Source organism: Pseudomonas sp. GW821-FHT03A09, from assembly GCF_059421065.1.
This window is the reverse complement of the sequence record NZ_JBWKUX010000020.1, coordinates 31,687-54,066: the sequence shown is the minus strand read 5'-3', so window position 1 is coordinate 54,066 and position 22,380 is coordinate 31,687. Positions and strand designations below refer to the sequence as shown.

18 protein-coding genes are annotated in these 22,380 nt (G+C 59.8%); 7 read left to right on the top strand and 11 right to left on the bottom strand.

Annotated elements, in window-relative coordinates; translation table 11 throughout:
• Positions 1–95: 95 nt before the first annotated feature.
• Positions 96–1,409 (top strand): prephenate-dependent tRNA uridine(34) hydroxylase TrhP, encoded by a 1,314-nt coding sequence (gene trhP, locus AC07V4_RS25795; protein ID WP_492638585.1) that lies wholly within the window; start codon positions 96–98, stop codon positions 1,407–1,409.
• Here the strand turns inward: trhP and ctpM are convergent.
• Positions 1,406–3,085, bottom strand: a complete 1,680-nt coding sequence (gene ctpM, locus AC07V4_RS25790; RefSeq protein ID WP_492638586.1) for a methyl-accepting chemotaxis protein CtpM — start codon at positions 3,083–3,085, stop codon at positions 1,406–1,408. The genes trhP and ctpM overlap by 4 nt on opposite strands.
• A 72-nt stretch (positions 3,086–3,157) precedes the next feature.
• Entirely contained in the window at positions 3,158–4,477 is a 1,320-nt protein-coding gene (locus tag AC07V4_RS25785) for a Na+/H+ antiporter family protein (RefSeq protein ID WP_431751920.1), read from the bottom strand.
• A 238-nt stretch (positions 4,478–4,715) separates the two neighbouring features.
• Between AC07V4_RS25785 and AC07V4_RS25780 the strand changes: the two genes are divergently transcribed.
• Positions 4,716–6,863 (top strand): methyl-accepting chemotaxis protein, encoded by a 2,148-nt coding sequence (locus tag AC07V4_RS25780; RefSeq protein WP_492638587.1) that lies wholly within the window; start codon positions 4,716–4,718, stop codon positions 6,861–6,863.
• 125 nt (positions 6,864–6,988) lie between these two features.
• On the opposite strand, the gene AC07V4_RS25775 is transcribed toward AC07V4_RS25780, so the two are convergent.
• From AC07V4_RS25775 to AC07V4_RS25765, 3 genes are read right to left on the bottom strand one after another with little or no spacing between them, the layout of a single operon-like run.
• The gene (locus tag AC07V4_RS25775; protein WP_492638588.1) at positions 6,989–8,308 is read right to left on the bottom strand and encodes a sensor histidine kinase; all 1,320 of its coding nucleotides are present in this window, start codon (positions 8,306–8,308) and stop codon (positions 6,989–6,991) included.
• Complete coding sequence (locus AC07V4_RS25770; RefSeq protein WP_492638589.1) at positions 8,305–8,973, bottom strand: response regulator transcription factor; 669 nt, start codon at positions 8,971–8,973, stop codon at positions 8,305–8,307. The genes AC07V4_RS25775 and AC07V4_RS25770 overlap by 4 nt, the downstream gene beginning before the upstream one ends.
• A complete protein-coding gene (locus AC07V4_RS25765; protein ID WP_492638590.1) occupies positions 8,973–9,296 on the bottom strand; it encodes a PepSY domain-containing protein in 324 nt (107 codons plus the stop codon). Before AC07V4_RS25765 ends, AC07V4_RS25770 begins: the two co-directional genes overlap by 1 nt.
• Positions 9,297–9,444: 148 nt before the next feature.
• Here AC07V4_RS25765 and AC07V4_RS25760 point away from each other — a divergent pair, with 148 nt between their 5' ends.
• From AC07V4_RS25760 to codA, 4 genes are all read left to right on the top strand, one after another.
• Positions 9,445–10,524, top strand: a complete 1,080-nt coding sequence (locus AC07V4_RS25760; RefSeq protein WP_492638591.1) for a patatin-like phospholipase domain-containing protein — start codon at positions 9,445–9,447, stop codon at positions 10,522–10,524.
• A 76-nt stretch (positions 10,525–10,600) separates the two neighbouring features.
• Positions 10,601–10,957 (top strand): 6-carboxytetrahydropterin synthase QueD, encoded by a 357-nt coding sequence (gene queD, locus AC07V4_RS25755; protein ID WP_003190259.1) that lies wholly within the window; start codon positions 10,601–10,603, stop codon positions 10,955–10,957.
• Positions 10,958–11,071: 114 nt separating this feature from the next.
• On the top strand, positions 11,072–11,695 hold the full coding sequence (locus AC07V4_RS25750) for an NUDIX hydrolase (protein ID WP_492638592.1): 624 nt from the start codon (positions 11,072–11,074) through the stop codon (positions 11,693–11,695).
• Between the two features lie 47 nt (positions 11,696–11,742).
• Positions 11,743–12,978: a cytosine deaminase gene (codA, locus tag AC07V4_RS25745; RefSeq protein WP_492638593.1), complete on the top strand. Its 1,236-nt coding sequence runs from the start codon at positions 11,743–11,745 to the stop codon at positions 12,976–12,978.
• 38 nt (positions 12,979–13,016) lie between these two features.
• Here the strand turns inward: codA and AC07V4_RS25740 are convergent, their stop codons facing one another.
• Positions 13,017–14,018 carry a diaminopimelate epimerase gene (locus AC07V4_RS25740; RefSeq protein WP_492638594.1) on the bottom strand — a complete coding sequence of 334 codons (1,002 nt, stop codon included), beginning with the start codon at positions 14,016–14,018 and terminating at the stop codon, positions 13,017–13,019.
• A gap of 338 nt (positions 14,019–14,356) precedes the next feature.
• On the opposite strand from AC07V4_RS25740, the gene AC07V4_RS25735 reads away from it, so the two are divergent.
• The gene (locus AC07V4_RS25735; RefSeq protein ID WP_492638595.1) at positions 14,357–15,508 is read left to right on the top strand and encodes an MFS transporter; all 1,152 of its coding nucleotides are present in this window, start codon (positions 14,357–14,359) and stop codon (positions 15,506–15,508) included.
• 61 nt (positions 15,509–15,569) lie between these two features.
• Here the strand turns inward: AC07V4_RS25735 and AC07V4_RS25730 are convergent, their stop codons facing one another.
• The 5 genes from AC07V4_RS25730 to AC07V4_RS25710 all read right to left on the bottom strand — a co-directional run bounded on the left by AC07V4_RS25730 (position 15,570) and on the right by AC07V4_RS25710 (position 22,270).
• The gene (locus tag AC07V4_RS25730; protein WP_492638596.1) at positions 15,570–16,493 is read right to left on the bottom strand and encodes a hypothetical protein; all 924 of its coding nucleotides are present in this window, start codon (positions 16,491–16,493) and stop codon (positions 15,570–15,572) included.
• A gap of 663 nt (positions 16,494–17,156) precedes the next feature.
• The gene (locus AC07V4_RS25725) at positions 17,157–18,050 is read right to left on the bottom strand and encodes a hypothetical protein (protein WP_492638597.1); all 894 of its coding nucleotides are present in this window, start codon (positions 18,048–18,050) and stop codon (positions 17,157–17,159) included.
• A 239-nt stretch (positions 18,051–18,289) separates the two neighbouring features.
• Positions 18,290–20,695, bottom strand: a complete 2,406-nt coding sequence (locus AC07V4_RS25720; RefSeq protein WP_492638598.1) for a TonB-dependent siderophore receptor — start codon at positions 20,693–20,695, stop codon at positions 18,290–18,292.
• Between the two features lie 97 nt (positions 20,696–20,792).
• Positions 20,793–21,746 carry a FecR family protein gene (locus AC07V4_RS25715; protein ID WP_492638599.1) on the bottom strand — a complete coding sequence of 318 codons (954 nt, stop codon included), beginning with the start codon at positions 21,744–21,746 and terminating at the stop codon, positions 20,793–20,795.
• Between the two features lie 23 nt (positions 21,747–21,769).
• Entirely contained in the window at positions 21,770–22,270 is a 501-nt protein-coding gene (locus tag AC07V4_RS25710; RefSeq protein WP_492638600.1) for a sigma-70 family RNA polymerase sigma factor, read from the bottom strand.
• Positions 22,271–22,380: the final 110 nt, after the last annotated feature.

Sequence of the window (22,380 nt, the reverse complement as noted above, 5' to 3'; positions counted from 1 at the left end):
GAATGCCCTATTGGTTGCGCCAAGCATAGATCCAGATCAACAACCCCTCGCCTGGCCTGCACTACCCTGCCGCACTTTTGATCGAAGTGCCGACCATGCCCCCTGTTATTGCCCCCGAACTGCTCGCCCCCGCTGGCACCCTGAAAAACATGCGCTACGCCTTCGCCTACGGTGCCGATGCGGTCTACGCCGGTCAGCCGCGTTATAGCCTGCGGGTGCGCAATAACGAGTTTGACCACACCAACCTGGCCCTGGGCATTCAGGAGGCCCACGCCCTGGGCAAGCGCTTCTACGTGGTGGTGAACATCGCGCCGCACAACGCCAAGTTGAAAACCTTCCTCAAGGACCTGGCGCCAGTCATCGCGATGGGCCCGGATGCGCTAATCATGTCCGACCCCGGTTTGATCATGCTGGTACGCCGAAATTTCCCGTGGATGCCGATTCACCTATCGGTACAAGCCAACACGGTGAACTGGGCCAGCGTCGAGTTCTGGCAGCAGCAAGGCATCTGTCGGGTGATTCTGTCGCGGGAATTGTCCTTGGAAGAGATCGGCGAAATCCGCCAGCAGGCGCCGACCATGGAGCTGGAAGTGTTTGTGCACGGTGCTTTGTGCATGGCCTATTCCGGACGCTGCCTGCTTTCCGGCTACATGAACAAACGCGACGCCAACCAGGGCACGTGCACCAACGCGTGCCGCTGGAAATACCAGGCGACACCCGCCGTGGAAAACGCCACGGGTGATATCGTCCAGGAATATCAGCCGACGCTGGGCATCGGCGCACCGACCGACCAGGTATTCCTGTTGCAGGAAGCCAACCGCCCCGATGAACAGATGCCCGCCTTCGAGGATGAACACGGCACCTACATCATGAACGCCAAGGACTTGCGCGCGGTACAGCACGTGGAGCGGTTGACCCATATGGGCGTGCATTCACTGAAGATCGAAGGGCGCACCAAGTCCCACTTCTATTGCGCCCGCACCACCCAGGTGTATCGCCAGGCCATCGATGATGCCGTGGCCGGTCGTGCGTTTGACCGCAACCTGATGACTGATCTGGAATCCCTGGCCCAACGTGGTTACACCGAAGGCTTCCTGCGCCGCCATGTACACGACGAATACCAGAACTACCAGAACGGCAGCTCGGTGTCGGAACGCCAGCAGTTTGTCGGGGAATTGACGGGCGAGCGCCGCAGTGGCTTGGCCGAGGTCAAGGTGAAGAACCGCTTTGCCGTGGGCAATCACTTGGAGTTGATGACGCCCAGCGGCAACTTTCACTTTGACCTGGCCACGTTGCACAACACCCAAGGCGACCCCATCGAGGTGGCGCCGGGAGATGGGCACACGGTGTATGTGCCGCTGCCCATCGAAATGGATTTGCGCTTTGGCTTATTGATGCGCGATCTCTAGATCCGGAACTGCCCCACCAACTGCCCCAAACGCTGGCCCAACTCCGCCAGGCTGCGGGACGTCTGGGCACCCAATTGGGTTTCATCGGCCACGCTATCCACCGCCACGGCAATCTGATGCACGCTGCGGTTGATCTCTTCGGCCACGGCGGTCTGCTCTTCGGCGGCGCTGGCGATCTGCGCGTTCATCGAGTTGATGGTGCCGATCAACTGCGCCATGGTGTCCAGCGAGGCGCCGGCTTCGTTGGCCTGGGCCGAGGTGCCGTCGCCAGCGTCACTGGAGCGGCGCATGGCGTCCACGGCGGCGACTGTGCCTTTTTGCAGGCGGTCGATCATGCCCTGGATTTCCTGGGTGCTGGTCTGGGTGCGGCTGGCCAGGGCGCGTACTTCGTCGGCCACCACCGCAAACCCGCGCCCGGCCTCCCCGGCCCGTGCAGCTTCGATCGCCGCGTTGAGCGCCAGCAGGTTGGTCTGTTCGGCAATCGAGCGGATCACGCCCAGCACGCTGACAATCGACGAAACATCCTGCTGCAGACTGTCGAGGGACACGCCACTGCTGCGGATGTCGTTCACCAGCGCATGGATCTGCGCGATGCTGCCGTCCACCACACGCTTGGCGGCCTGGCCTTCGGCGTCGGTCTGTTGCGCGGCCACGGCGGCCCCCTGGGCACTGCGCGCCACTTCGTGGGCAGCGGAGGACATTTGGTTGATGGCGGTGGCCACTTGGTCAGTCTCGTGGCGCTGACGCTCCATGGCCTGCTCGGAACGCTGGGCCTGATCGGAAACTTGGCTGACAAGGCCGGTCAGTTGGGCGGTCATCTCGGTGATCTGGCGCACCAGGCCGTGGATCTTGTCGACAAACCGGTTGAACGCGCCGGCAAGTTCGCCCAACTCATCCTGGCTGGTGATGGTCAGGCGGCGGGTCAAATCGCCCTCACCGGCGGCAATATCGTCGAGGTTGGCCTTCATCAGGTTCAGCGGACGCAAGATGGTATTGGCCACCACCATGCCGACTGCGGCGATCACCAACAGCACGACGACCGCCACACCGAGGATGCTTAGCAGCACGCCCTCCATACGTTTCTCGACCTTGGCCTCGACCACCGCCACCTGGGCTTCGATGCCATCCAGGTTCACCGACGTACCCATCACCATGTCCCATTTCGGCAAGTAGACGGTGTAGCCAAGCTTGGGCACCAACTCCGTCTGGCCGGGCTGGGTCGAACTGTATTGCAGGTAGTGGGTGCCGTCCTTGCCGACCTTGACCAGGTCGCGGTTGACGTAGACACCGTTCGGGTCGCGGTTGTCCTTGAAGCTCTTGCCCACGCCGTCAGGGCTGTTGCCCTTGAACAGACGAATGGTCTCGGAGTCGTAGCCGAAGAAGTAACCATCCTTACCGTAGCTAGTGTTGGAGAGCAGCTTGACCACCTCGGCCCGCGCCGCCGTATCACCGGGGGCGGCGGCGTCGTAAAGCGGCTTGATGGTGGTCATGGCCACTTCTACATAACTCTGCAGGGTGGCCTTGGCGTCGTTGAGCAGGCGCTGACGGGTCTCGTCCACCTCGTTGCGTGCCTGGCCCTGCAGAATCCACACCGTGGTCAGGCTGATGACCACGGCAAACAGCAGTACCGGCACGACGGCCAGGGACAGGACTTTGGCCTTCAAACTCAGACGCATGGCTTTTCTCTCTTATTCGTGGCGACTTGAGAGGTTAACGGCCAATGGCGAAATATCTGTAGGCGCGAATCGTCAGAGGGTCATTGCGGCGATCCAGCCAAACGCCAACAGCGGGATGTTGTAGTGCAGGAAGGTCGGCACCACGGTGTCCCAGATATGGTGATGCTGGCCGTCGATGTTAAGGCCAGAGGTCGGGCCGAGGGTGGAGTCCGACGCCGGCGACCCCGCATCCCCCAAAGCGCCCGCCGTACCGACGATGCACACGATGGCCAACGGGCTGAAACCCAGTTGCACACACAGCGGTACAAAAATCGCGGCCAGGATCGGCACTGTGGAAAACGACGAACCGATGCCCATGGTCACCAGCAGGCCCACCAGCAACATCAGCAGTGCACCCACGCCACGGCTATGGCCGATAAAGGCCGCCGAGGTTTCTACCAGCGAACGCACGTCACCGGTGGCCTTGAGCACCTCGGCAAAACCTGACGAGGCAATCATGATGAAGCCGATCATCGCCATCATCTTCATGCCTTCAGTGAACAGATCGTCGGTCTCACGCCAGCGCACGATGCCCGACACCGAGAAGATCAGGAACCCGGCCAGGGCACCGATGATCATCGAATCCAACCACAACTGAATGATGAACGCCGAAGCAATCGCCAGCCCGGCCACCAGCAGGGTCAACGGGTTGTATTGCACCGCCACTTGCTCGACCCGCTCGATTTTTTCCAGGTCATACACGCGCTTCTTGCGGTAGCTGATAAACACGGCCACCAGCAGGCCCACGACCATGCCCAACGCCGGCAAGCCCATGGCGTGGGTGACGTTGACCTGGCTGATATCCACCCCACTCTTGGCCACGTTGGCCAGCAGGATCTGGTTGAGGAAGATATTGCCGAAGCCGACCGGCAGAAACATGTACGGCGTAATCAGGCCAAAGGTCATCACGCAGGCGATCAGGCGGCGGTCCAGTTGCAGCTTGGTCAACACGTACAACAGCGGCGGGACCAACAAGGGGATGAAGGCGATATGAATCGGCAGGATGTTCTGCGAGGCAATCGCCACCACCCATAGCAGGCCGATCAATAGCCATTTGACGTGACTGCCACCGCTCGCTTCCTGGCGATCGACCAACAGCAATGCCTTATCCGCCAGGGCGTGAGCCAAACCGGATTTGGCAATCGCTACGGCGAAAGCGCCGAGCAAAGCGTAGGACAACGCCACGGTCGCGCCGCCGCCCAAACCACCGTTGAACGCTTTGAGCGTGGCGTCGATACCCAGGCCACCGGTCAAGCCACCCACCAGGGCGCCGACGATAATGGCAATGACCACATGCACGCGGGACAGGCTGAGCACCAACATCGTGCCGACCGCGGCGATTACTGCGTTAATCATGGTTACCTCAAGACAAAAAACATAAAAACAGGCGTGCGGCGCCCAGGCAGCCATTCAATAGAGTGGCCAGCGTGCAGGCTGAGGAGGTCTTATTAGAGGGCGCGCACTTTGCAGCAGGTGAGCGACCATGTCAAAAAACGACACCGCTTTGAGCTTTATATTGAACGGTTGAATAAAGAAATAATTAGCGCAGCCGATAACGGATCTCTACGTGTTTTCAGGTAAGGATGTCCCGATGTCGCTTAGGCAGCTCTCCATTCAATGGAAAATCACCCTGCTCGCCGGCCTCTGCCTGCTGGGGATCGTGACCCTGCTGGTGGGTCTGTCGCTGTATCGCATGGAGCAGAGTTCCGAGCAGGTCAAGGCATCCAGCATGCAGATGCTCGATGCTGCCGCACAGGCGCGCATCGAGGCACAGGGTGAAGTGCAAGCGTTGGGCATTCGCCAGCAGTTCATGGATGCCTACCAGTACGGCCATGGGTTTTCCCGCCAAGTGCTGTTCCTGCGCGAACAAGCTGAAAAACGCTTCCTCGATGCCTTCGACACCCGCGAAGACCTGACTCGCCAGGTCAAGGCCGCGCTGCAGGCCAACCCGGACCTGCTCGGTCTGTCCCTGGTGTTCGAAGCCAATGCGCTGGACGGCAAGGACGAGTTGTTCGCCAATCAGAAAGAACTGGGCAGCAACGAAAAAGGCCGCTTTGCCCTGTACTGGTCGCAACCCACCCCGGGCAAGTTGACCTCGATGCCGCTGCCCGAAAGCGACATGGCCGACACCAGCGTCGGCCCCAGCGGCGAGAAAGCCAATGCCTGGTTCACCTGCCCGCGTACAACCCTCAAGCCCTGTGTGATCGAGCCGTACTTTTATGTGATCGACGGGCAGAACGTGCTGATGACCAGCATCGTGTTCCCACTGATGTCCAACGGCAAAGTCATTGCCTCGCTGTCGGTGGACATCAACCTCAACAGCCTGCAGGCCGTGAGCCAGCAGGCGAGCCAGAAGCTGTATGACGGCCAGACCCAGGTCAGCATCCTCAGTCCGACCGGCTTGCTCGCCGGCTACAGCCCGGATGCCAGCAAACTCAGCCAGCGCCTGGACCAGGTCGATACCGCCAGCGGCGCGCAATTGATCAGCGCATTGGCCAGCAGCACGCAAACCCGCAGCCTGCGCACCGACCACCAACTCAAGGTCTTGGCGCCGTTTACACCGATACCGGGTGGCAAGTCCTGGGGTGTATTGCTGGACGTTCCAAAAAAAGTCCTGGTCGCCCCTGCAGAAGCCTTGAAAGCGCAACTGGACGCCGATAACGCCAAGGGCACGCTGCTGGAACTGAGCCTGGGCCTGCTGGCCGCGGTGGTTGGCCTGGTCCTGGTGTGGCTGATGGCGCGCAGCGTGACTCGTCCGATTCTCGGTGTGGCGCGCATGCTCGAAGACATCGCCAGTGGCGAAGGCGACCTGACCCGTCGCCTGGCCTACGACAAAAAAGACGAGCTGGGCCAACTGGCCGGCTGGTTCAACCGCTTCCTCGACAAGCTGCAACCGATCATTGCCGAGGTGAAACGTTCGGTACAGGACGCCCGTGGCACCGCCGACCAATCCGCCGCGATTGCCACTGAAACCAGCGCCGGCATGGAGCAGCAATATCGCCAGGTGGATCAGGTTGCCACCGCCTCCCACGAGATGAGCGCCACTGCCCAGGACGTCGCCCGCAGCGCAGCCCAAGCCGCCCAGGCCGCACGGGATGCCGACCAGGCCACCCGCGAAGGCTTGACCGTGATCGACCGCACCACCACCAACATCGGCACGCTCGCCGCCGACATGAGCACCGCCATGGCTCAGGTTGAAGGTTTGGCTGCCAATAGCGAGCAAATCGGTTCGGTGCTGGAGGTGATTCGTGGCATCGCCGAGCAGACCAACCTGCTGGCGCTCAACGCCGCCATCGAGGCGGCCCGTGCCGGTGAGGCTGGTCGTGGGTTCGCGGTGGTTGCCGACGAGGTACGTAACTTGGCGCAACGTACCCAGGAATCGGTGGAAGAAACCCGGCTGGTGATCGAACAATTGCAAACCGGCACCACCGATGTGGTCGGCTCCATGGGCAACAGCTATCGCCAGGCCCAAGGCAGCGTCGAACAGGTCGGCCAGGCGGTAACGGCCTTGCGCCAGATTGGCGAGGCGGTCACCGTGATCAGTGACATGAACTTGCAAATCGCCAGCGCCGCCGAAGAGCAAAGCGCGGTGGCTGAAGAGATCAACAGTAATGTGGCGACAATTCGGGACGTGACTGAATCGTTGTCGGAACAGGCCAATGAGTCGGCGCGGGTGAGCCAGGCGCTGAACAGCCTGGCCAACCAGCAGCAGGGGTTGATGGATCAATTCAGGGTCTGAAGACTGAAGAGGTTCAAATGTGGGAGGGGGCTTGCTCCCGATAGCTGAGTGTCAGTCACCGAAGGTATTGACTGGTCTACCGCTATCGGGGGCAAGCCCCCTCCCACATTTTAATCCGCTGTGTGTCAGCTCTGGCGCTTGGGTAGCTCGATCAGCACTTTCAGGCCGCCCAGCTCGCTTTCTTGCAACTGCAACGTCCCGCCCCACATCTCGACGATATCCCGCACGATGCCCAGCCCCAGGCCATGGCCATCGATCTGCTCATCCAGGCGCGTACCTCGGCTGAGTACCTTGTCGCGCTCAGTTTCGGGGATGCCGGGGCCATCGTCTGCCACCGCCAACAGATAGCCTTGTGCCGTTTCACTGACAGTCAGACGGACTTCGGCGTCCGCCCATTTACAGGCGTTATCCAGCAGGTTGCCGAGCAATTCCAGCAGGTCTTCGCGATCCCAAGGCAGTTGCAGACCAGGCGAAACCTGGAAGCTCAAGTCAAGGTGTTCACCGTGGATCATGCTCAGCGTGGCCAGCAAGCTGGGCAGTTCTCTTTCACAGTCGAACAAGGCGCCTGGCAAGGTTTCACCGGCCAGGCGTGCGCGATTGAGTTCACGGTTGAGGCGTTGCTGTACCTGCTCCAATTGCTCGCGCAACAACTTGCTCAGTTGCGGATGGTCCTTGAGCGATTCGCTGGATGCCGCGCTTAACAGCACGGCCAATGGGGTTTTCAACGCATGACCGAGGTTGCCCAGGGCATTACGTGAACGCTTTAGGCTGTCCTCAGTGTGGGTCAACAGATGGTTGATCTGCGCCACCAGCGGTTCCAACTCCAGCGGCACCTGGGTATCGAGCTGGGAGCGTTGGCCTTGCTGCAGTTGGGCGATCTGTTCGCGAGCAGTCTCCAGCGGACGCAAGGCACGGCGCACGGTAATCCGTTGCAACACCAACACCAGCAACAGCGCCGCCAGCCCAAACACCAGACCGATCTGACGCATCAGGCGGAAGCTTTCCCTTACGGGCGTGTAGTCCTGGGCCACGCTGATGGAAATCGACTGGCCAAAACGCTTGTAGTCCGAACGCAAAATCAGCAGTTGCTGGCCCTCCGGCCCCAACTGTAGGTTGCCTTTAAGGCCTGCCGCCTGCAGATGCGGCAACTCCTGATCCCAAAGTGAACGAGAACGCCAGTGAGTGTCGGCAAAATCAATACGAAAATAATGCCCGGAAAACGGCCGCTGATAAGCCGGTGGCAAACGCTGTTCATCCAGTTGCACACCCTTGGGCCCACGCACCAGTGCTACCAACAGGTTTTCGCTGTCGTTGCGCAACCCCGCCTCCAGGTAGCGCTGCAATCCGGCCTCGAACAACCACAGACTGGTCTGCGCCAGTACCACACCGACGACCACCATCACACTGATCAGGCCAAGGCTCAGCCGCCGCTGAATGGATTTCATGCAGGACTGGCGCCAAATCGGTAACCCTGGCCACGCCGGGTTTCGATCACGCTGCGGCCCAGCTTGCGGCGCAGGTGGTTGACGTGGACTTCCAGCACATTGGAGTCGCGCTCGCTCTCGCCGTCATATAAATGCTCAGCCAAGTGACTTTTCGAAAGGATCTGCTGGGGATGCAGCATGAAATAGCGCAACAAGCGAAACTCGGCGGAAGTCAGTTGAATCTCATCGCCATCACGCAGCACGCACTGGCGCCCCTCATCCAAGTGCAGGCCAGCGGCTTGCAGGGTGGGCTGGTTGGCCTGGCCATGGGAGCGACGCAACAGCGACTGAATGCGTAGGAACAGTTCTTCGGGATGGAAGGGTTTGGCAAGGTAATCATCCGCGCCGGCCTTGAGCCCCTCAATACGTTCGGCCCAGGAATCGCGGGCGGTCAAGATCAGCACCGGTGTGGCCAGTGACGCCGCCCGCCATTGCGCCAGCACCTCAAGTCCGGGCATGCCGGGCAAGCCAAGGTCAAGAATGATCAAGTCATAGGGCTCGCTACGGCCCTGATAGACTGCGTCACGGCCGTCGGCCAGCCAGTCGACGGCGTAGCCCTGGCGCTGCAAACCCGTCATTAACTCATCGGCCAGGGGAACGTTGTCTTCCACCAGAAGCAAGCGCATCAATCGTCTTCCTTATCTTTGAGCAGTACACCGGTGCTCGCGTCGAGTTCGATTTCGCGCACTACCCCTTCGACCGTCAGCAACTCGATTTCGTAGATATAGCGCACCGGACGGTCTTTGTGTTCTTCAAGCTCGGCGTCGAGCAGCTTGGCGCCGGGGTAGCGATCGAGCGCCGGGCCCAACAAGTGCTCCAGTGGAGCGATAATGCCCTGCTGGCGCAGGCGCAAGGCTTCGTCCTGACCGAGATCGTGAGCCGCCAAGTGGGTGCTGGCCAAAAGCAATACCAGCGCCACTGAACCGACTGCGTTTAGATTTACCTTCATTGCGTATCCTGATGTTGCTTGAGGTCACGACGGTAACCGTTGCAACTTAACTGAAACTGAATTGCCACCATGGCAATTCTATCCATCGACTGCCCCATCGCCTTGTGAGATTTTCTATACTGCCACGCTCGCTTCAAATGAGACCGGTATGACAGCCATCCATATCAAATTCCCCGCCTTGACCCTCAAGGCCGGCCAACGCGCCATGACCCGCATTCGCGAACAGGGCCTCAAGCCAGCCGATGTCGGCATCCTACCCGGAGCGGCCGGTGGCCCCAAAGCCTTGGGCATCCAGGGCCTGGACCTGGTTTTGTTCGGCGATTGGCTTCCCCGCGCACCGCGTGAACGTGCGCTGATCGGCGCCTCTATCGGTTCCTGGCGGTTTGCCAGCGCCTGCCTGCCCGACCCGGTACAGGGCCTGCTCGACCTCGGTCGCTTGTACAACGAACAGCGCTTTGCCAAGGGCGTGACCATGGCCGAAGTCACCCAAAGCTGCCAGCGCATGCTCGATGACCTGCTGGCCGGCCGTGACGAGCAGATCCTGGCAAACCCTGACTATCGCCTGAACATCATGGTGGTCAAGAGCCACGGCCTGCTTGCCGATGACCATCGCGGGCGCTTGGGACTGGGCCTGTCGTCGGTGATTGCCGATAACCTGCGCGGTCGCGCACGGCTGTCACGGCATTTCGAACGGCTGATCATCCACGATCCACGCCAGGCGCCTCCGGTGCATCCATTGAAGGACTTTCCCTCGCGCTTCCTCCCTCTGGAACTGGGCAATTTGCGCCAGGCGTTACTGGCGTCCGGCTCGATCCCCATGGTGATGCAAGGCGTGCGCGACCTGCCCGGCGCAGGTGCAGGCACCTACCGCGACGGCGGCCTGCTGGACTATCACCTCGACCTGCCCTATCACGGCGACGACATTGTGCTGTACCCGCATTTCACCGACCGGGTCATCCCAGGCTGGTTCGACAAGGGCCTCCCGTGGCGACGCAGTAATCAGCAGGGTTTGCAGGATGTATTACTGCTCGCGCCATCCAGGGATTACCTGGCGCGCCTGCCCCACGGCAAATTGCCGGACCGCAGCGACTTCAAGCGCTTCATGGGCGATGATCCAAGCCGCAACCAATACTGGCAAACGGCAATGAGCGAAAGCCGGCGGCTGGGCGATGAGTTCTTGGAATTGGCCGATAACGGTGGCTTGGGCGAGCGCTTGCAGGCGCTTTGACCCAGCGGTATGCGCGGCAACGGAGCAAACTGTTAAACTCGCCGCCTGCCAGACACCTGACCGAGCTGAAACCACTGTGGAAATCTTCAAAGAGTTTACTTTCGAATCCGCCCACCGCCTGCCCCACGTACCGGAAGGCCACAAATGTGGGCGCCTGCATGGGCATTCGTTCAAGGTGGCCATCCACCTAAGCGGCGACCTGGACCCTCATACCGGCTGGATTCGCGACTTCTCGGAGATCAAGGCGATTTTCAAGCCGCTCTACGAACGCCTCGACCACAACTACCTCAATGACATCCCCGGCCTGGAAAACCCGACCAGCGAAGTCCTGGCCAAGTGGATCTGGAACGAACTCAAACCACTGTTGCCGGAACTCAGCGCCATTCGCATCCATGAGACCTGCACCAGCGGCTGCATCTATCGCGGCGAATAAACCGGCGATGTGAAGAAACCACCCTTGCGGTGGTTTTTTTATGCCTGCGGCTCCCTTACAGTCGAGGCATCCTGCCATCGTGTCCATACGACCAAGTGCCTACAGGAGAACCCCATGGAAAACCTCTGGCTGGCCCAGGCCAAACGCTTGCAGGCGCTGGCCTCCACCGGGCTGCACTTTTGCACCGACGATTTCGAGCGTGAGCGCCTGGAAGAAATTGCCGAGATTGCCCACAGCATGCTGGCGCAACTGGCCGAAGTGCCCTTGGAACGCATCACCGGGTTGGTGTCGGATTTTGCCCAGCGCTATTCCACGCCGATGATCGACGTGCGGGGCGCAGTGATCGAAGGCGACCGCATTCTACTGGTGAAAGAGCTGACCGATGGTTGCTGGGCGCTACCGGGAGGTTATGCGGATATCGGCTTGTCGGCTGCGGAAAACATCGTCAAGGAGATCCGCGAAGAAGCCGGGCTGACGGTGACCGCGCGAGCGCTATACAGCGTTACGCACAAGGCCAAGGGCTTGTATCGCCCAGATGTACGTGACTTCTACAAGCTGTACTTTCTCTGCGAACGGGCGGACCAGTTGGCGCCGATGGCCGGGTTCGAAACCACGGAGGTGGGCTTTTTCACTCTGGATGACCTGCCCCCGCTGTCCCGAGGACGCACCATTGAAAGCGATCTTGAGGCGGCGTTTGCGTTTCATCGCGGTGAGACTACACAGACGTTGTTCGACTGATTCCAAATGACCACCTGATTGTTTTTTTGCCCTAGAGGAACTTGCCCATGCACATCATCAATGCCCGCCTGCGCAACCGTGACGGCCTGCATGATCTGCACCTGGACCACGGCCGGATCGCCAGCATTACCCCGCAATCAGCAGCCCCCACTTTAATGCCCGGTGACCTGGATGCCGCCGGCAACCTGGTCATCCCCCCCTTCGTCGAACCGCACATTCACCTGGACGCGACCCTGACCGCCGGCGAGCCACGCTGGAACATGAGCGGCACGTTGTTTGAAGGCATCGAATGCTGGGGAGAACGCAAGGCCACCATTACTCAAGAAGACACCAAGACCCGCGCCCAAAAAACCATCCAGGCCCTCGCCGCCCACGGCATCCAACATGTGCGCACCCATGTCGATGTCACCGATCCCGACCTCACAGCGTTGAAAGCCATGCTGGAAGTGCGCGAAGAAACCTCGCACCTGATCGACTTGCAGATCGTGGCCTTTCCCCAGGAAGGCATCGAGTCCTTCCGCAACGGCCGTGAACTGATGGAGGAAGCGATTCGCCTGGGCGCCGACGTTGTCGGGGGCATCCCTCACTTTGAATACACCCGCGACCAAGGTGTGAGTTCGGTGAAGTTCCTTATGGATCTGGCCGAACGCACCGGTTGCCTGGTGGACGTACATTGCGATGAAACGGATGACCCGCACTCACGCTTTCTCGAAGTGCTCGCCGAAGAAGCCCGCAGCCGCGATATGGGCGCCCGCGTCACCGCCAGCCACACCACGGCCATGGGCTCCTACGACAACGCCTACTGCGCCAAACTGTTTCGCCTGCTTGGGCACTCCGGCATCAGCTTTGTCTCGTGCCCGACCGAAAGCATCCACCTGCAAGGCCGTTTCGACAGCTTCCCGAAACGACGCGGCGTCACCCGTGTCAACGAACTGCTCGAGGCCGGCATGAATGTGTGTTTTGGCCAGGATTCCATCGTCGATCCCTGGTATCCGCTGGGCAACGGCAACATCCTGCGCGTACTGGAAGCCGGCTTGCACATCTGCCACATGCTCGGCTACCGCACCCTGCAAAGCGCCCTGGACCTGGTCACCGAGAACAGCGCCAAGGCCATGGCCCTGGGTGAACGCTACGGCCTGGAACCGGGGCGTCCGGCCAACCTGTTGATCCTGTCGGCAGACAGCGACTATGAGGTGATCCGCAGCCAAGGCTTGCCGTTGTACTCGATCCGCAACGGCAAAGTGCTGATGAAACGCCAGCCGGCACAAGTGGAATTTTTATAACCGATTGGCGCGCAGGTCTTCAAAACCCGAACGGTCAACTAGTGCTCCCCTGCTTGCGCCTGCCGGTGTGCGGCCCCGAACAGACTGACGCTCAACAGGGTTTCTGCTTCTGCATGCAAACGGACAGGCGCCGTGCCTCCCGGCATCACCACGGCCACTTCGCCGGCGTCAATCCAGCCCGCCCGCCATGCCGCGCACGCCACGGCACTGGCGCTGGTCCCCGAAGACGCCGTCGGCCCCTCGCCGCGCTCAAACACTCGTGCAATCACCCGATTGCCTGAGGCACGCGCAGCCCATTGCAAATTGACACCGGTCACGCAGGGTTGGCCGCTACCGCCAGGGGGAGCAAAAGCTATCGCCTGCAAGCGCGCAAACAATGCAGCCTGGTGCATAGCCAGGTTTTCTGGCAGGTCCGAGATCTGCTCGACCAACGTCACGCAATGGGGGTTACCCACTCGCACAAACTGGCTACGTGCCCATTGCGGGTTGACAGCAGCCAGGGCGGCTATATGGCTGAACTCGCGATGCACCGCCGTGACGACTTCAACGCCTTCGGCGCCGACCGCTGCAGGACCGAACGCCGGCTGCCCCAAGGCCAGCCAGAACCCTGCGACCTGTTCATAGATCGCCGGTTCGACATGGGTGGCCAAAGGCGACGCTGCATCCGACTTATCGTGATGCACCCGCAGCTCACACGCTTGAGTCATCAGGCCCTGATCGGTCAACGCCTGGGCAAAGATGGTCAAGCCGTTACCACTGCGCTCTGCCAGCGTGCCATCGGTGTTGACGATCAGCAGATCAAACGGTGGTGCAGCCTGAAACGGTCCGATCAGCAAACCATCGCAGCGATGTGCCTTGGCGCCAGCCGGGCGAGGCAATGTTCCCCATCCACATTCGGATGCGATAGCCATTACGGCCCATGCTTGCCGCGTACTCGCCGCCAGGCCGGCACTGTCTGGAAGTTCGACACCTTGGCTGCGCAAAAACGCCGGGCTGACCACGCCATAGATATTGCCGCGCGCATCGTAGAAACGGGTCATGCTGCGACCTGCCTGGAAATTCTCATGGGTTCGTCCATACCGCTGCGTACTTATTTGCCAGCAGCGTATTACAGAACGCTCCAAGTGTGGGAAGTGGCCCGGAAGGTGGTAACCCAAGAAGCCTGGGGGTTCATCAGTCCTCGCGGGGAGTACGTACCCTCCAGACCACTTCCTACACACTGATGTGGTCGCCATCACCCAGAGCGTTCCGTGTTTGTAAAAATAAAAGCCGCGCCCCGTGGATTAATCCTCAGGGAACCCAGCTCGCTCGACAGGGCCTGATGTGCAAGGATGTCACGCCGGACATCGCTCGTTGAACGCAAAACCAAGGATTTTTCATGACTGCCATCCCCACCCCAGCGCCCGTAGTTCCCGGGCGGCTGGAGCAAATGTCGACCCGTATCGCGTTTTTCATTGCCGGCTTCGGCATCGCCGCCTGGGCGCCACTGGTGCCGTATGCCAAGGCGCGTGCGCAGCTCAATGAAGGCACGCTAGGCCTGCTGCTGTTGTGCCTGGGGGTAGGCTCGATCCTCGCCATGCCGATGGCAGGTGTATTGGCGTCACGCTTTGGCTGCCGTCGCGTACTGAGCGCCGGTACGATCATGATCTGCCTGGCTCTGCCGATGCTGGCCACCGTCAGTTCGATTCCACTGCTCATGGCCGGGCTGTTCCTGTTTGGTGCAGGCTTGGGCACGGTGGATTCAACGGTCAACCTGCAAGCGGTCATCGTTGAGCGCGCCAGCGGCAAAACCATGATGTCGGGGTTCCATGGCTTGTTCAGTCTAGGCGGCATTGTGGGTGCCGCGGGTGTTTCCGGGCTTTTGGGGTTGGGCTTTTCACCGCTGCAGGCAACCTTGGTGGTGATCGTCGTTATGGTGCTGGCCCTGCTCAAGGCTGGACCCCATTTATTGCCCTATGGCAGTGAAAGCTCAGGGCCGGCGTTTGCTATTCCCCATGGTGTGGTGCTGTTTATCGGCTGCTTGTGTTTTATCGTGTTTCTCGCCGAAGGGGCCGTACTCGACTGGAGCGCCGTGTTTCTCAGCGCAGAGCGCGGCCTGGACGAAGCCTACGCGGGGCTTGGTTATGCAGCATTTGCCCTGACAATGACTGCCGGGCGCTTGACCGGTGACGCGATTGTGCGTCGTCTGGGCGCTACCCGGGTAATCGTGATCGGTGGCTCGCTGGCTGCAGCCGGTTTGTTCCTCGCCACACTGTCCCCAGCTTGGGAAATGGCACTATTGGGCTATGCGCTCGTAGGCGCTGGTTGCTCGAATATTGTCCCGGTGCTCTATACCTCCGTCGGCAAGCAAAACGTCATGCCGGAACACATTGCCGTTCCTGCGATTACCACGCTGGGATACGCGGGAATACTGGCCGGCCCTGCCGTAATCGGATTCATTGCCCATGGCAGCAGCCTGGCGACTGCTTTTCTGTTGATCGGTGGGTTGCTGGTGGCGGTGGCGGTCAGTGGAAAAATACTGCGGGTATGAACGCGAGGCGGCACGAGTTGTTTGAGTCTTTCAAGCAACTCGTGCTTACCTGCACGCTTGTTTAATTTCCCTTCTCTTTTTTGTCGTTCTCCAGCCAGCGATCAATGCTGTAGTTTTTTAACCACCCATCGTCGTTGCGGCTGCCGAAGATGCTAGTACCGTTGGCCTTGTTACTGTCCAGAGAGCCCATTAACCCGGGTCTCTCCGTAAGATTCTTGGCAAGGTACACCTCCAGCTCACTGTACTTTTTCAAAGGAAACCCAGTGCGCGGATCCCGTACGGCTTCGCCTTTATTGTCCGTTACATTAGGGTCCTTGCTAATTTCCAGGATCGTTTCTCTCTTCACATACCGATGTTTTTCTTTACCAAAAAGGAAATTGAAATCCTCCGACTTGTCCCGCCAATCATCAAATTTCCCTCTGAATGCCTGGACGACCTGAGCATCGGTTTTCGCATGGAACGGGTCCGCGCTCTGGGTGTTGGGGTTGGTGTTGCCGACTTGCGAATCGCTAGCCTTGGTCAGGCTTTCATGAGTGATTTCACCACCCTTTGCAGTAATCGCATCATTCAATCGGGGACGGTTGAGTATTTCTCGCGTCAACATGATTGTGCGCTCCGCAACCTTGCTACTGCTCGGTTCCTCTTTGGCTATCTCCTGCAAAGATCCCTGTGTCAGCCGCCCATCTTTCTTGAAGGCATCCAGCAATGACAGGTTGGTCTTCAGGTCGGTCGCCAGCAGATGGTCGTCTGAGCTGACAAAGGGGTTCCCGATCTTCGTCATGCCTCCGTACAGGTTCTGCCCGTCAAAGTGTCGATCGGAGCCATTCGCGAATCGGGAATTGAATGATTGCGTCGCCGGCAACGGTTTACCCAGTGCACGGGCATCTACCTCATACCGAGACTGACCATTGCCCGCCTGTGCGCCCATTCCTGTATTTGACACGGGCATTTGCGTGTAGCCCAGACTGTTGATACCGCCACTCATGATTCACCTCCACCTAATCTAGATTGCGTAGCCAGGGCCTTGGTTAACTGATCTTCGAAAACCCCTCGAAATCAATACGGCACAAGCACCCATTGAGTGGTTCTCCAAAAACAGCAGTTCCGAAGACTACCGTCCAAACCGCCGGACACGCCCCAGTAAACCTTGAGCCTTTGTAACCACCTCACCCGACGGGCCATCCATGCCATGCAAAGACCTGCTCGCACGAATTTACAGCGCCTAACGGCTGAACAGCTTGCTCCAAAGGTTGGTAATCATTGAAAGCACAGGGCTGCGCGCCGGCTCTTCCATGAAAAGCCGGGAGCCCTTGTCAAAATCTTCGGAGGTGGGCGCCCGGAAGCTGAACTTAGGCGAGGATGTGAGGTTGAGCCCCGGTGACGAGGACGCCCTTGGCTGCTCTGCCTCCTGAGTAAGCGTAGCCAGGCTCGATGCGTTGTACGGGGAGTGACGGGATTCAAATGATGTCGAATTCATGGTTCAGACCTGATCCAGTAGATGAAGGCCCCCATCGGCAGCCAATGACCGATGGATACTTACTTCGTGGTGCATTTTCGAAAACGGTTCCTGCAGAACCGGAGTTGTATTCCTGTGCCAGGTGCTAACCACCCTATGTCGTGTAGTACACGGCATAGGGCAACCCCGGATCTAACGAAGCAGGTCGAACAACTCTTGTCGCGTGACTCTGCCGTCGCGTAGCCAACTGAAACGGTTGTCCATCGCCGCTTGTAAATCCGAACGGGACATGACTTCCCTCGACAGCTGTATGAGGTGGTCCTGGTACGGGTTACCGGTCAACGGCTGCGACGCACGTGCGCTGATATCTTTGAGCTTTATGCTGTTACTGAAGTAGCCGCCCTTCAACGCGTTGAAATTAGTCAGCATGTCCCGCACAAGCTGCTTGTCGTCGCTAAGTTTCAAGGGATTACCGGAACCAATGAAGCTCCGGATATCGTCTCTGGACAGACGACCATCCAAAGCACCCGTGCTGCCATTTCGATCGAGCGCCTGCATCAAATCCGGACGCCGCTGGAGTTCGTTCGCCAGTTGAATGTTCGCGTCCGTGTAGGGATTGCCGGTCAACGGACGATTGGCCATTTTCGCTATGCTCTGGGGCGTGACCGTTGTTGAGGGCCAACGGCCCTTGAACGCCTCATAGTTGTTCAGAAGCCCCCAAGCCAACTGCTCGTTACTCTTGTTCGGGAAAGGGTTCGGTAATGTCGGGGTCGGGCGTGGCGGTGGACCGGGGTTCGGACGCACACCAATGGGTAGCGGACGCGGTGGCGGGCCGGGGTTCGGACCCACACCGATTGGCAGCGGACGCGGTGGCGGGCCAGGATTTGGACGCACACCAATTGGCAATGGGCGCGGCGGCGGACCGAACACGGGTCCGCAGAGATTTGTCTGCGATGTGAAATTGATGCCTACCGTGACCTGGGCACTTGATGAGGTACCAGACCGTTCGCTGTTGGGTTTTGCATCTGTGGGCGAGGTGTTGTCGGGGGAAGGAGCAACCTTCTGATTGGATGCTGATGCCAGCATTTTTTGTTCTCCAGTTCGGTATGTTCAGGCGCCTGACCTCACCGCCCCGGCTCCCCCGACGATCTAAAGTCGTAAAGAAAGCCAGCAGTGGCAGACATATCCTGTGTGGCCGAACTGTGGAGGCCGGTTCCTGAGACAGCTGAAAATTTCCAGTACTCCGGTAGGAAGAACATCTGAAAGGTGAGAGTTACCGCCCAACCTGACGAGGAAGAGCGGCAATGCTCCGACTCACCACATGATCAGAAACCGACGCTGGCCTGCACGAAGAAAGTACGTGGCTCGCCCAGATACAACCCGGCATTGTTGTCGCTGGAACGGGTGTAGTGCTGCTGGTCGAAGACGTTCTTCACACCGACACCCAGCTTCAGGTTGGACAACTGCTCACCGAAGTCATACCCGCTGCGCAGGTTGACCGAGACATAACCCGGGATATCGCCGTACTGGCCATCGGCTGTGCCCTGAGTGATGTACGTGGTGCCGGTACCGGGCGCGCGTTGGCCGGATTGTGCGTAGACATCCAGGTTATGGGTCCAGTGGTTGATGTCGTAGCGCAGGCCTAGAGTCGCCACTTCACGGGAGTACAGCGGCAGGTCACGGCCCTTGAAGGGCACGTCGCCTTCGGAGGTCGCCTTGGTGTAGGTGAAGCCGGCGTTGGCGGTCAGGCCATCCAGGCGCGGGTCCAGGTTGGACAGGTCGTAGTGGGCCGACGCTTCAAGACCTGTGTGCTTGGTGGCGCCGAGGTTAGTCCAGCCCACGTCGTTGCTGACGTATTGCAACTCATCCGAGAAGTCGATGTAGAACAACGTCACTTCGCCGCCCCACACGCTGTCGTTGTAGCGCGTGCCAATCTCGTAGGTCTTGGCTTTTTCCGGGTTCAGCCCGTTGGCGGTCTGATTGCCGGTGCCGCCCTGGCCCAGTTGGAAATATTGCAGGCTGCCGAAGGACGTTTCGTAGTTGGCGAACAGCTTCCAGGCGTCGGAGACGTGGTACATCACACTCAAGGCCGGCAACGGCTCGTTGTTGTGGATCTCGCGGCGTTTTTCCTCAGTACGCTTGCCGTTCAGGGCCACTACCGGACGGTCGTGCCATTCAGTGCGGATGTCTTCGAAGCGAATGCCCGGGGTGATGGTCCACTTGCCGATGTCGACCTTGTTATCGATATAGAACGCGTTGGCCTCGGTGCCGCCGGTGCGGTCCTGATAGACATGACCATCACTTTGGCCACCTGGCGTGGGCACATTGTTGACCAGGTTCAGGCTGGTCGCCTGCTCGTGCATGCCTTCTTTGAGGTAGCGATAACCCAGGCTGACCTCCTGGGTGCTCGGGCCCACGTCGAATACATGGGATACCCGAGGTTCGATGCCGAAGGTGTAGTAAGTGCGCGGGTAGGAGCCGAGGGTCTTCAGGTCGCGGTTGGCGATGTTGCTGCCACGGAAACTGTCCGAGTAATAGGTCAACACCTCCGCCTGGGTACGGTCGTCGATCTGGCGGATGTATTTGAAGGACACATCCTTGCGGCGTCCGCTGAAATTGTCCCAATCACGCACCGATTGATACGGGTTGGCATCGAACTGCTTCTGGGTCAGGCCGCCAGGCATATCGGCGCTGGCGTCGTAGTAGTGAAAGTTCAGCGAGAAGTCATCTTGGTCGGTCGGCGCCCAATGGGTCTTGAAGATCACATCGTCGATGTCGTTGGAGTTGTTGTTATTGCGGTAGCCGTCACCTTTAACGCCGGAATACAACAATGCTGCACCGATGCCATTGTCCGCCGTGCCGCCGACGAAGGCATTTTCGATGTGTTTCCAGCCGCCATGGGCCGAGGTTTCCAGGGTGGTGCCGATATCACCGGAGAACTTCTCGGGAATGGCGCGAGTCACGAAGTTGATCACGCCACCGACGTTCTGCGGCCCATAACGTACTGAACCGGCACCGCGCACCACGTCGATACTGTCCAGGTTGCCCGAGGAAATCGGCGCCATCGACAGTTGTGGCTGGCCGTACGGAGCGAACGCCGCCGGCACGCCATCGATCAGGACGGTGGAGCGTGGCGACAGGCGGGAAGTCAGGCCGCGCACACCGACGTTGAGTGAGATATCGCTGCCACCGGTGCCGTTGGCTTCCTGCACCTGCACACCGGGGATACGACGTAGCACGTCCCCCACGTTCATGGCGCCCTGCTCAACCATGGCTTCGCGACGCACAACCGTGCGCGCGCCCGGATGGTTCTGCACGACTTCAGCGTTGGCATCCCCCAACCAGTCGCCAACCACCTTGATATCGGTGACACCCAACTCAACCGGCGAACCGGCTTCACCCGTGCCGCTGCTCACTGGGCGCAAGGTCACGGAGCCGGCGTCGATCTGGTAATCCAGACCACTGCCTTGCAACAATTGGCGCAGGGCTTGTTCCGGCGAAAGATTGCCATCAACCGCTGGTGCGTGTTTGCCCGCGACCATGTCGGGACTGAAAAACACTTGCAGGGACGTCTGCTGGCCCAGTTGGCTCAACGCCGCGCCCAGCGATTGAGCGCGTATGTGGATACCCTCGGCAGCATAGGCCGCAGGGAGCGCGGCGCTGACCGCAAGCGCCAGGGCGAGCGGCGCCCAGCAGGAAATTTTATTGTTGTTCACGGCAAGTTTTTTCACGTCGAACCTAGTCCTGTGATCGCAAGAGTGTGCGGCTGTTAATGCAAACCAGTTGCAGTTGCACAAGAAGACGAAGAACTCGGAAAAAACCTGAATCTCAGCGCGAAATAATTTCCTGGCTACCGTCGGGCAAGGCGCGCACCGCCACGGGCAGGATGTGCGGCAAGGCTTTGAGCAAGGCATCGGTGTCGCTGGACTTGAACACGCTGGTCAAGCGCAAGTTGCCCACCGCAGCGGTACTGACCCGTAAAGGCCGCTCGCGGTAGCGCGATACTTCTCGCGCCACCTCGCCCAGCGTGGCGTTGTTGAACACCAGTTTTCCACTGCGCCAAGCCGTCAATTCATCGGGATTAACCCCATAGGCAGCGACGACTTGCCCTTGGGAATCAATATGGGTGCCGCGACCCGCCGTCAGCGTTACGATCTGATCCGAAGCGCGCCCTTTCACCTTGACCGTGCCGGCCTCGACCACTACGCGGGTCTGATCGTCATCACGGCGTACATCGAAACGTGTGCCGGTGACCGTCACCTGCCCTGCCCCGGCAGCCACCACAAATGGGCGGCTGGTGTCATGCTCAACGCTGAACATGGCTTCACCCTGCTTGATTTCCACACCGCGCCGGTCCTTTTCATAGTGCACCGCGACCACGCTGCGGCTGTTCAGGTCCATCATCGAGCCGTCGGGCAGAGCCACCTGGCGATGCTCGCCCAAGCGCGTGCTGAACTCGGCACTGTAGGGCTTGGGATGCTCAAGCCCGCTGAACAGACCCAACCCCAACGCGACTGCCACCACCGTCGCGGCCACCGCGTAACGCAAGACCGCGTGACGCTTAGGACGCTCGACCGGGGCATCACACAACGCCTGCAGGCGCATCTTGGGCAACAGGTCCGTGGCGCTCCACAACCCTTGCAACACATCGAATTCATATTGGTGCTCAGGCCGCAGGGCACGCCATGCGTCGAAACGCTGGCGCTCTTCGCTGCTCAGTTCGGCGTCTTGCAGGCGTACGAACCACTGCGCGGCTTCGTCGCGCGCACGGCTATCCATCATGGAAGGTCCTGTTTCAAAACGGGTCATGGGGCCATCGCATCCAAGCGGTCACGCAGATGCCGCAGGGTACGGATCATATACTTTTCCACCATGTTTTTAGACAGCCCCAGGCGTTCGGCGATTTCCTGCTGGGTCAGGCCCTCGATTTTCTGCCAGATGAAAACCTTGCGGCAGTTGAGCGGCAGCTCAGCCAAGGCCAGCTCGACCGAGTGCGCTAACTGGATCGCGTGCATGTAATGCTCCGGGTCGCCTTGATGGGGCGAACGCTGATCAAACGTTTCCAGGGCCAAGGCCTCGCGGCGGTCTTCGCGGCGATAGGCGTCAACCGCAATGTTGCGCGCCGTTTGATGCAGATAAGCGCGTGGCTGCTCAACTTCGGTGGAGCGCGACTCAAGCACTCGCACAAAGGTGTCGTGAGCCAGGTCTTCGGCCTGCTGACGGTTTCTCAGGCGACGAGTCCACGTGCCGATCAACTCTTCGTAGTGCTCGAAAAAGCCTGTTCTGCGGGGCGGCTGGGGAATCATCGCGTGAGCACTGGGAAGGCGGGCGTGAATAGTAATGCTTCCTATTAAGCGGGGCAATTGCTTCACACCGCCCTAGTTGCAAGCTGAACTTGTGCGTCGCGACGCCGGTC

Coding starts and splice junctions, on each gene's coding strand:
- trhP (WP_492638585.1), top strand. CDS start 96: ATGCCCCCTGTTATTGCCCCCGAACTGCTCGCCCCCGCTGGCACCCTG.
- ctpM (WP_492638586.1), bottom strand. CDS start 3,085: ATGCGTCTGAGTTTGAAGGCCAAAGTCCTGTCCCTGGCCGTCGTGCCG.
- AC07V4_RS25780 (WP_492638587.1), top strand. CDS start 4,716: ATGTCGCTTAGGCAGCTCTCCATTCAATGGAAAATCACCCTGCTCGCC.
- AC07V4_RS25775 (WP_492638588.1), bottom strand. CDS start 8,308: ATGAAATCCATTCAGCGGCGGCTGAGCCTTGGCCTGATCAGTGTGATG.
- AC07V4_RS25770 (WP_492638589.1), bottom strand. CDS start 8,973: ATGCGCTTGCTTCTGGTGGAAGACAACGTTCCCCTGGCCGATGAGTTA.
- AC07V4_RS25765 (WP_492638590.1), bottom strand. CDS start 9,296: ATGAAGGTAAATCTAAACGCAGTCGGTTCAGTGGCGCTGGTATTGCTT.
- AC07V4_RS25760 (WP_492638591.1), top strand. CDS start 9,445: ATGACAGCCATCCATATCAAATTCCCCGCCTTGACCCTCAAGGCCGGC.
- AC07V4_RS25750 (WP_492638592.1), top strand. CDS start 11,072: ATGGAAAACCTCTGGCTGGCCCAGGCCAAACGCTTGCAGGCGCTGGCC.
- codA (WP_492638593.1), top strand. CDS start 11,743: ATGCACATCATCAATGCCCGCCTGCGCAACCGTGACGGCCTGCATGAT.
- AC07V4_RS25740 (WP_492638594.1), bottom strand. CDS start 14,018: ATGACCCGTTTCTACGATGCGCGCGGCAATATCTATGGCGTGGTCAGC.
- AC07V4_RS25735 (WP_492638595.1), top strand. CDS start 14,357: ATGACTGCCATCCCCACCCCAGCGCCCGTAGTTCCCGGGCGGCTGGAG.
- AC07V4_RS25730 (WP_492638596.1), bottom strand. CDS start 16,493: ATGAGTGGCGGTATCAACAGTCTGGGCTACACGCAAATGCCCGTGTCA.
- AC07V4_RS25725 (WP_492638597.1), bottom strand. CDS start 18,050: ATGCTGGCATCAGCATCCAATCAGAAGGTTGCTCCTTCCCCCGACAAC.
- AC07V4_RS25715 (WP_492638599.1), bottom strand. CDS start 21,746: ATGATGGATAGCCGTGCGCGCGACGAAGCCGCGCAGTGGTTCGTACGC.
- AC07V4_RS25710 (WP_492638600.1), bottom strand. CDS start 22,270: ATGATTCCCCAGCCGCCCCGCAGAACAGGCTTTTTCGAGCACTACGAA.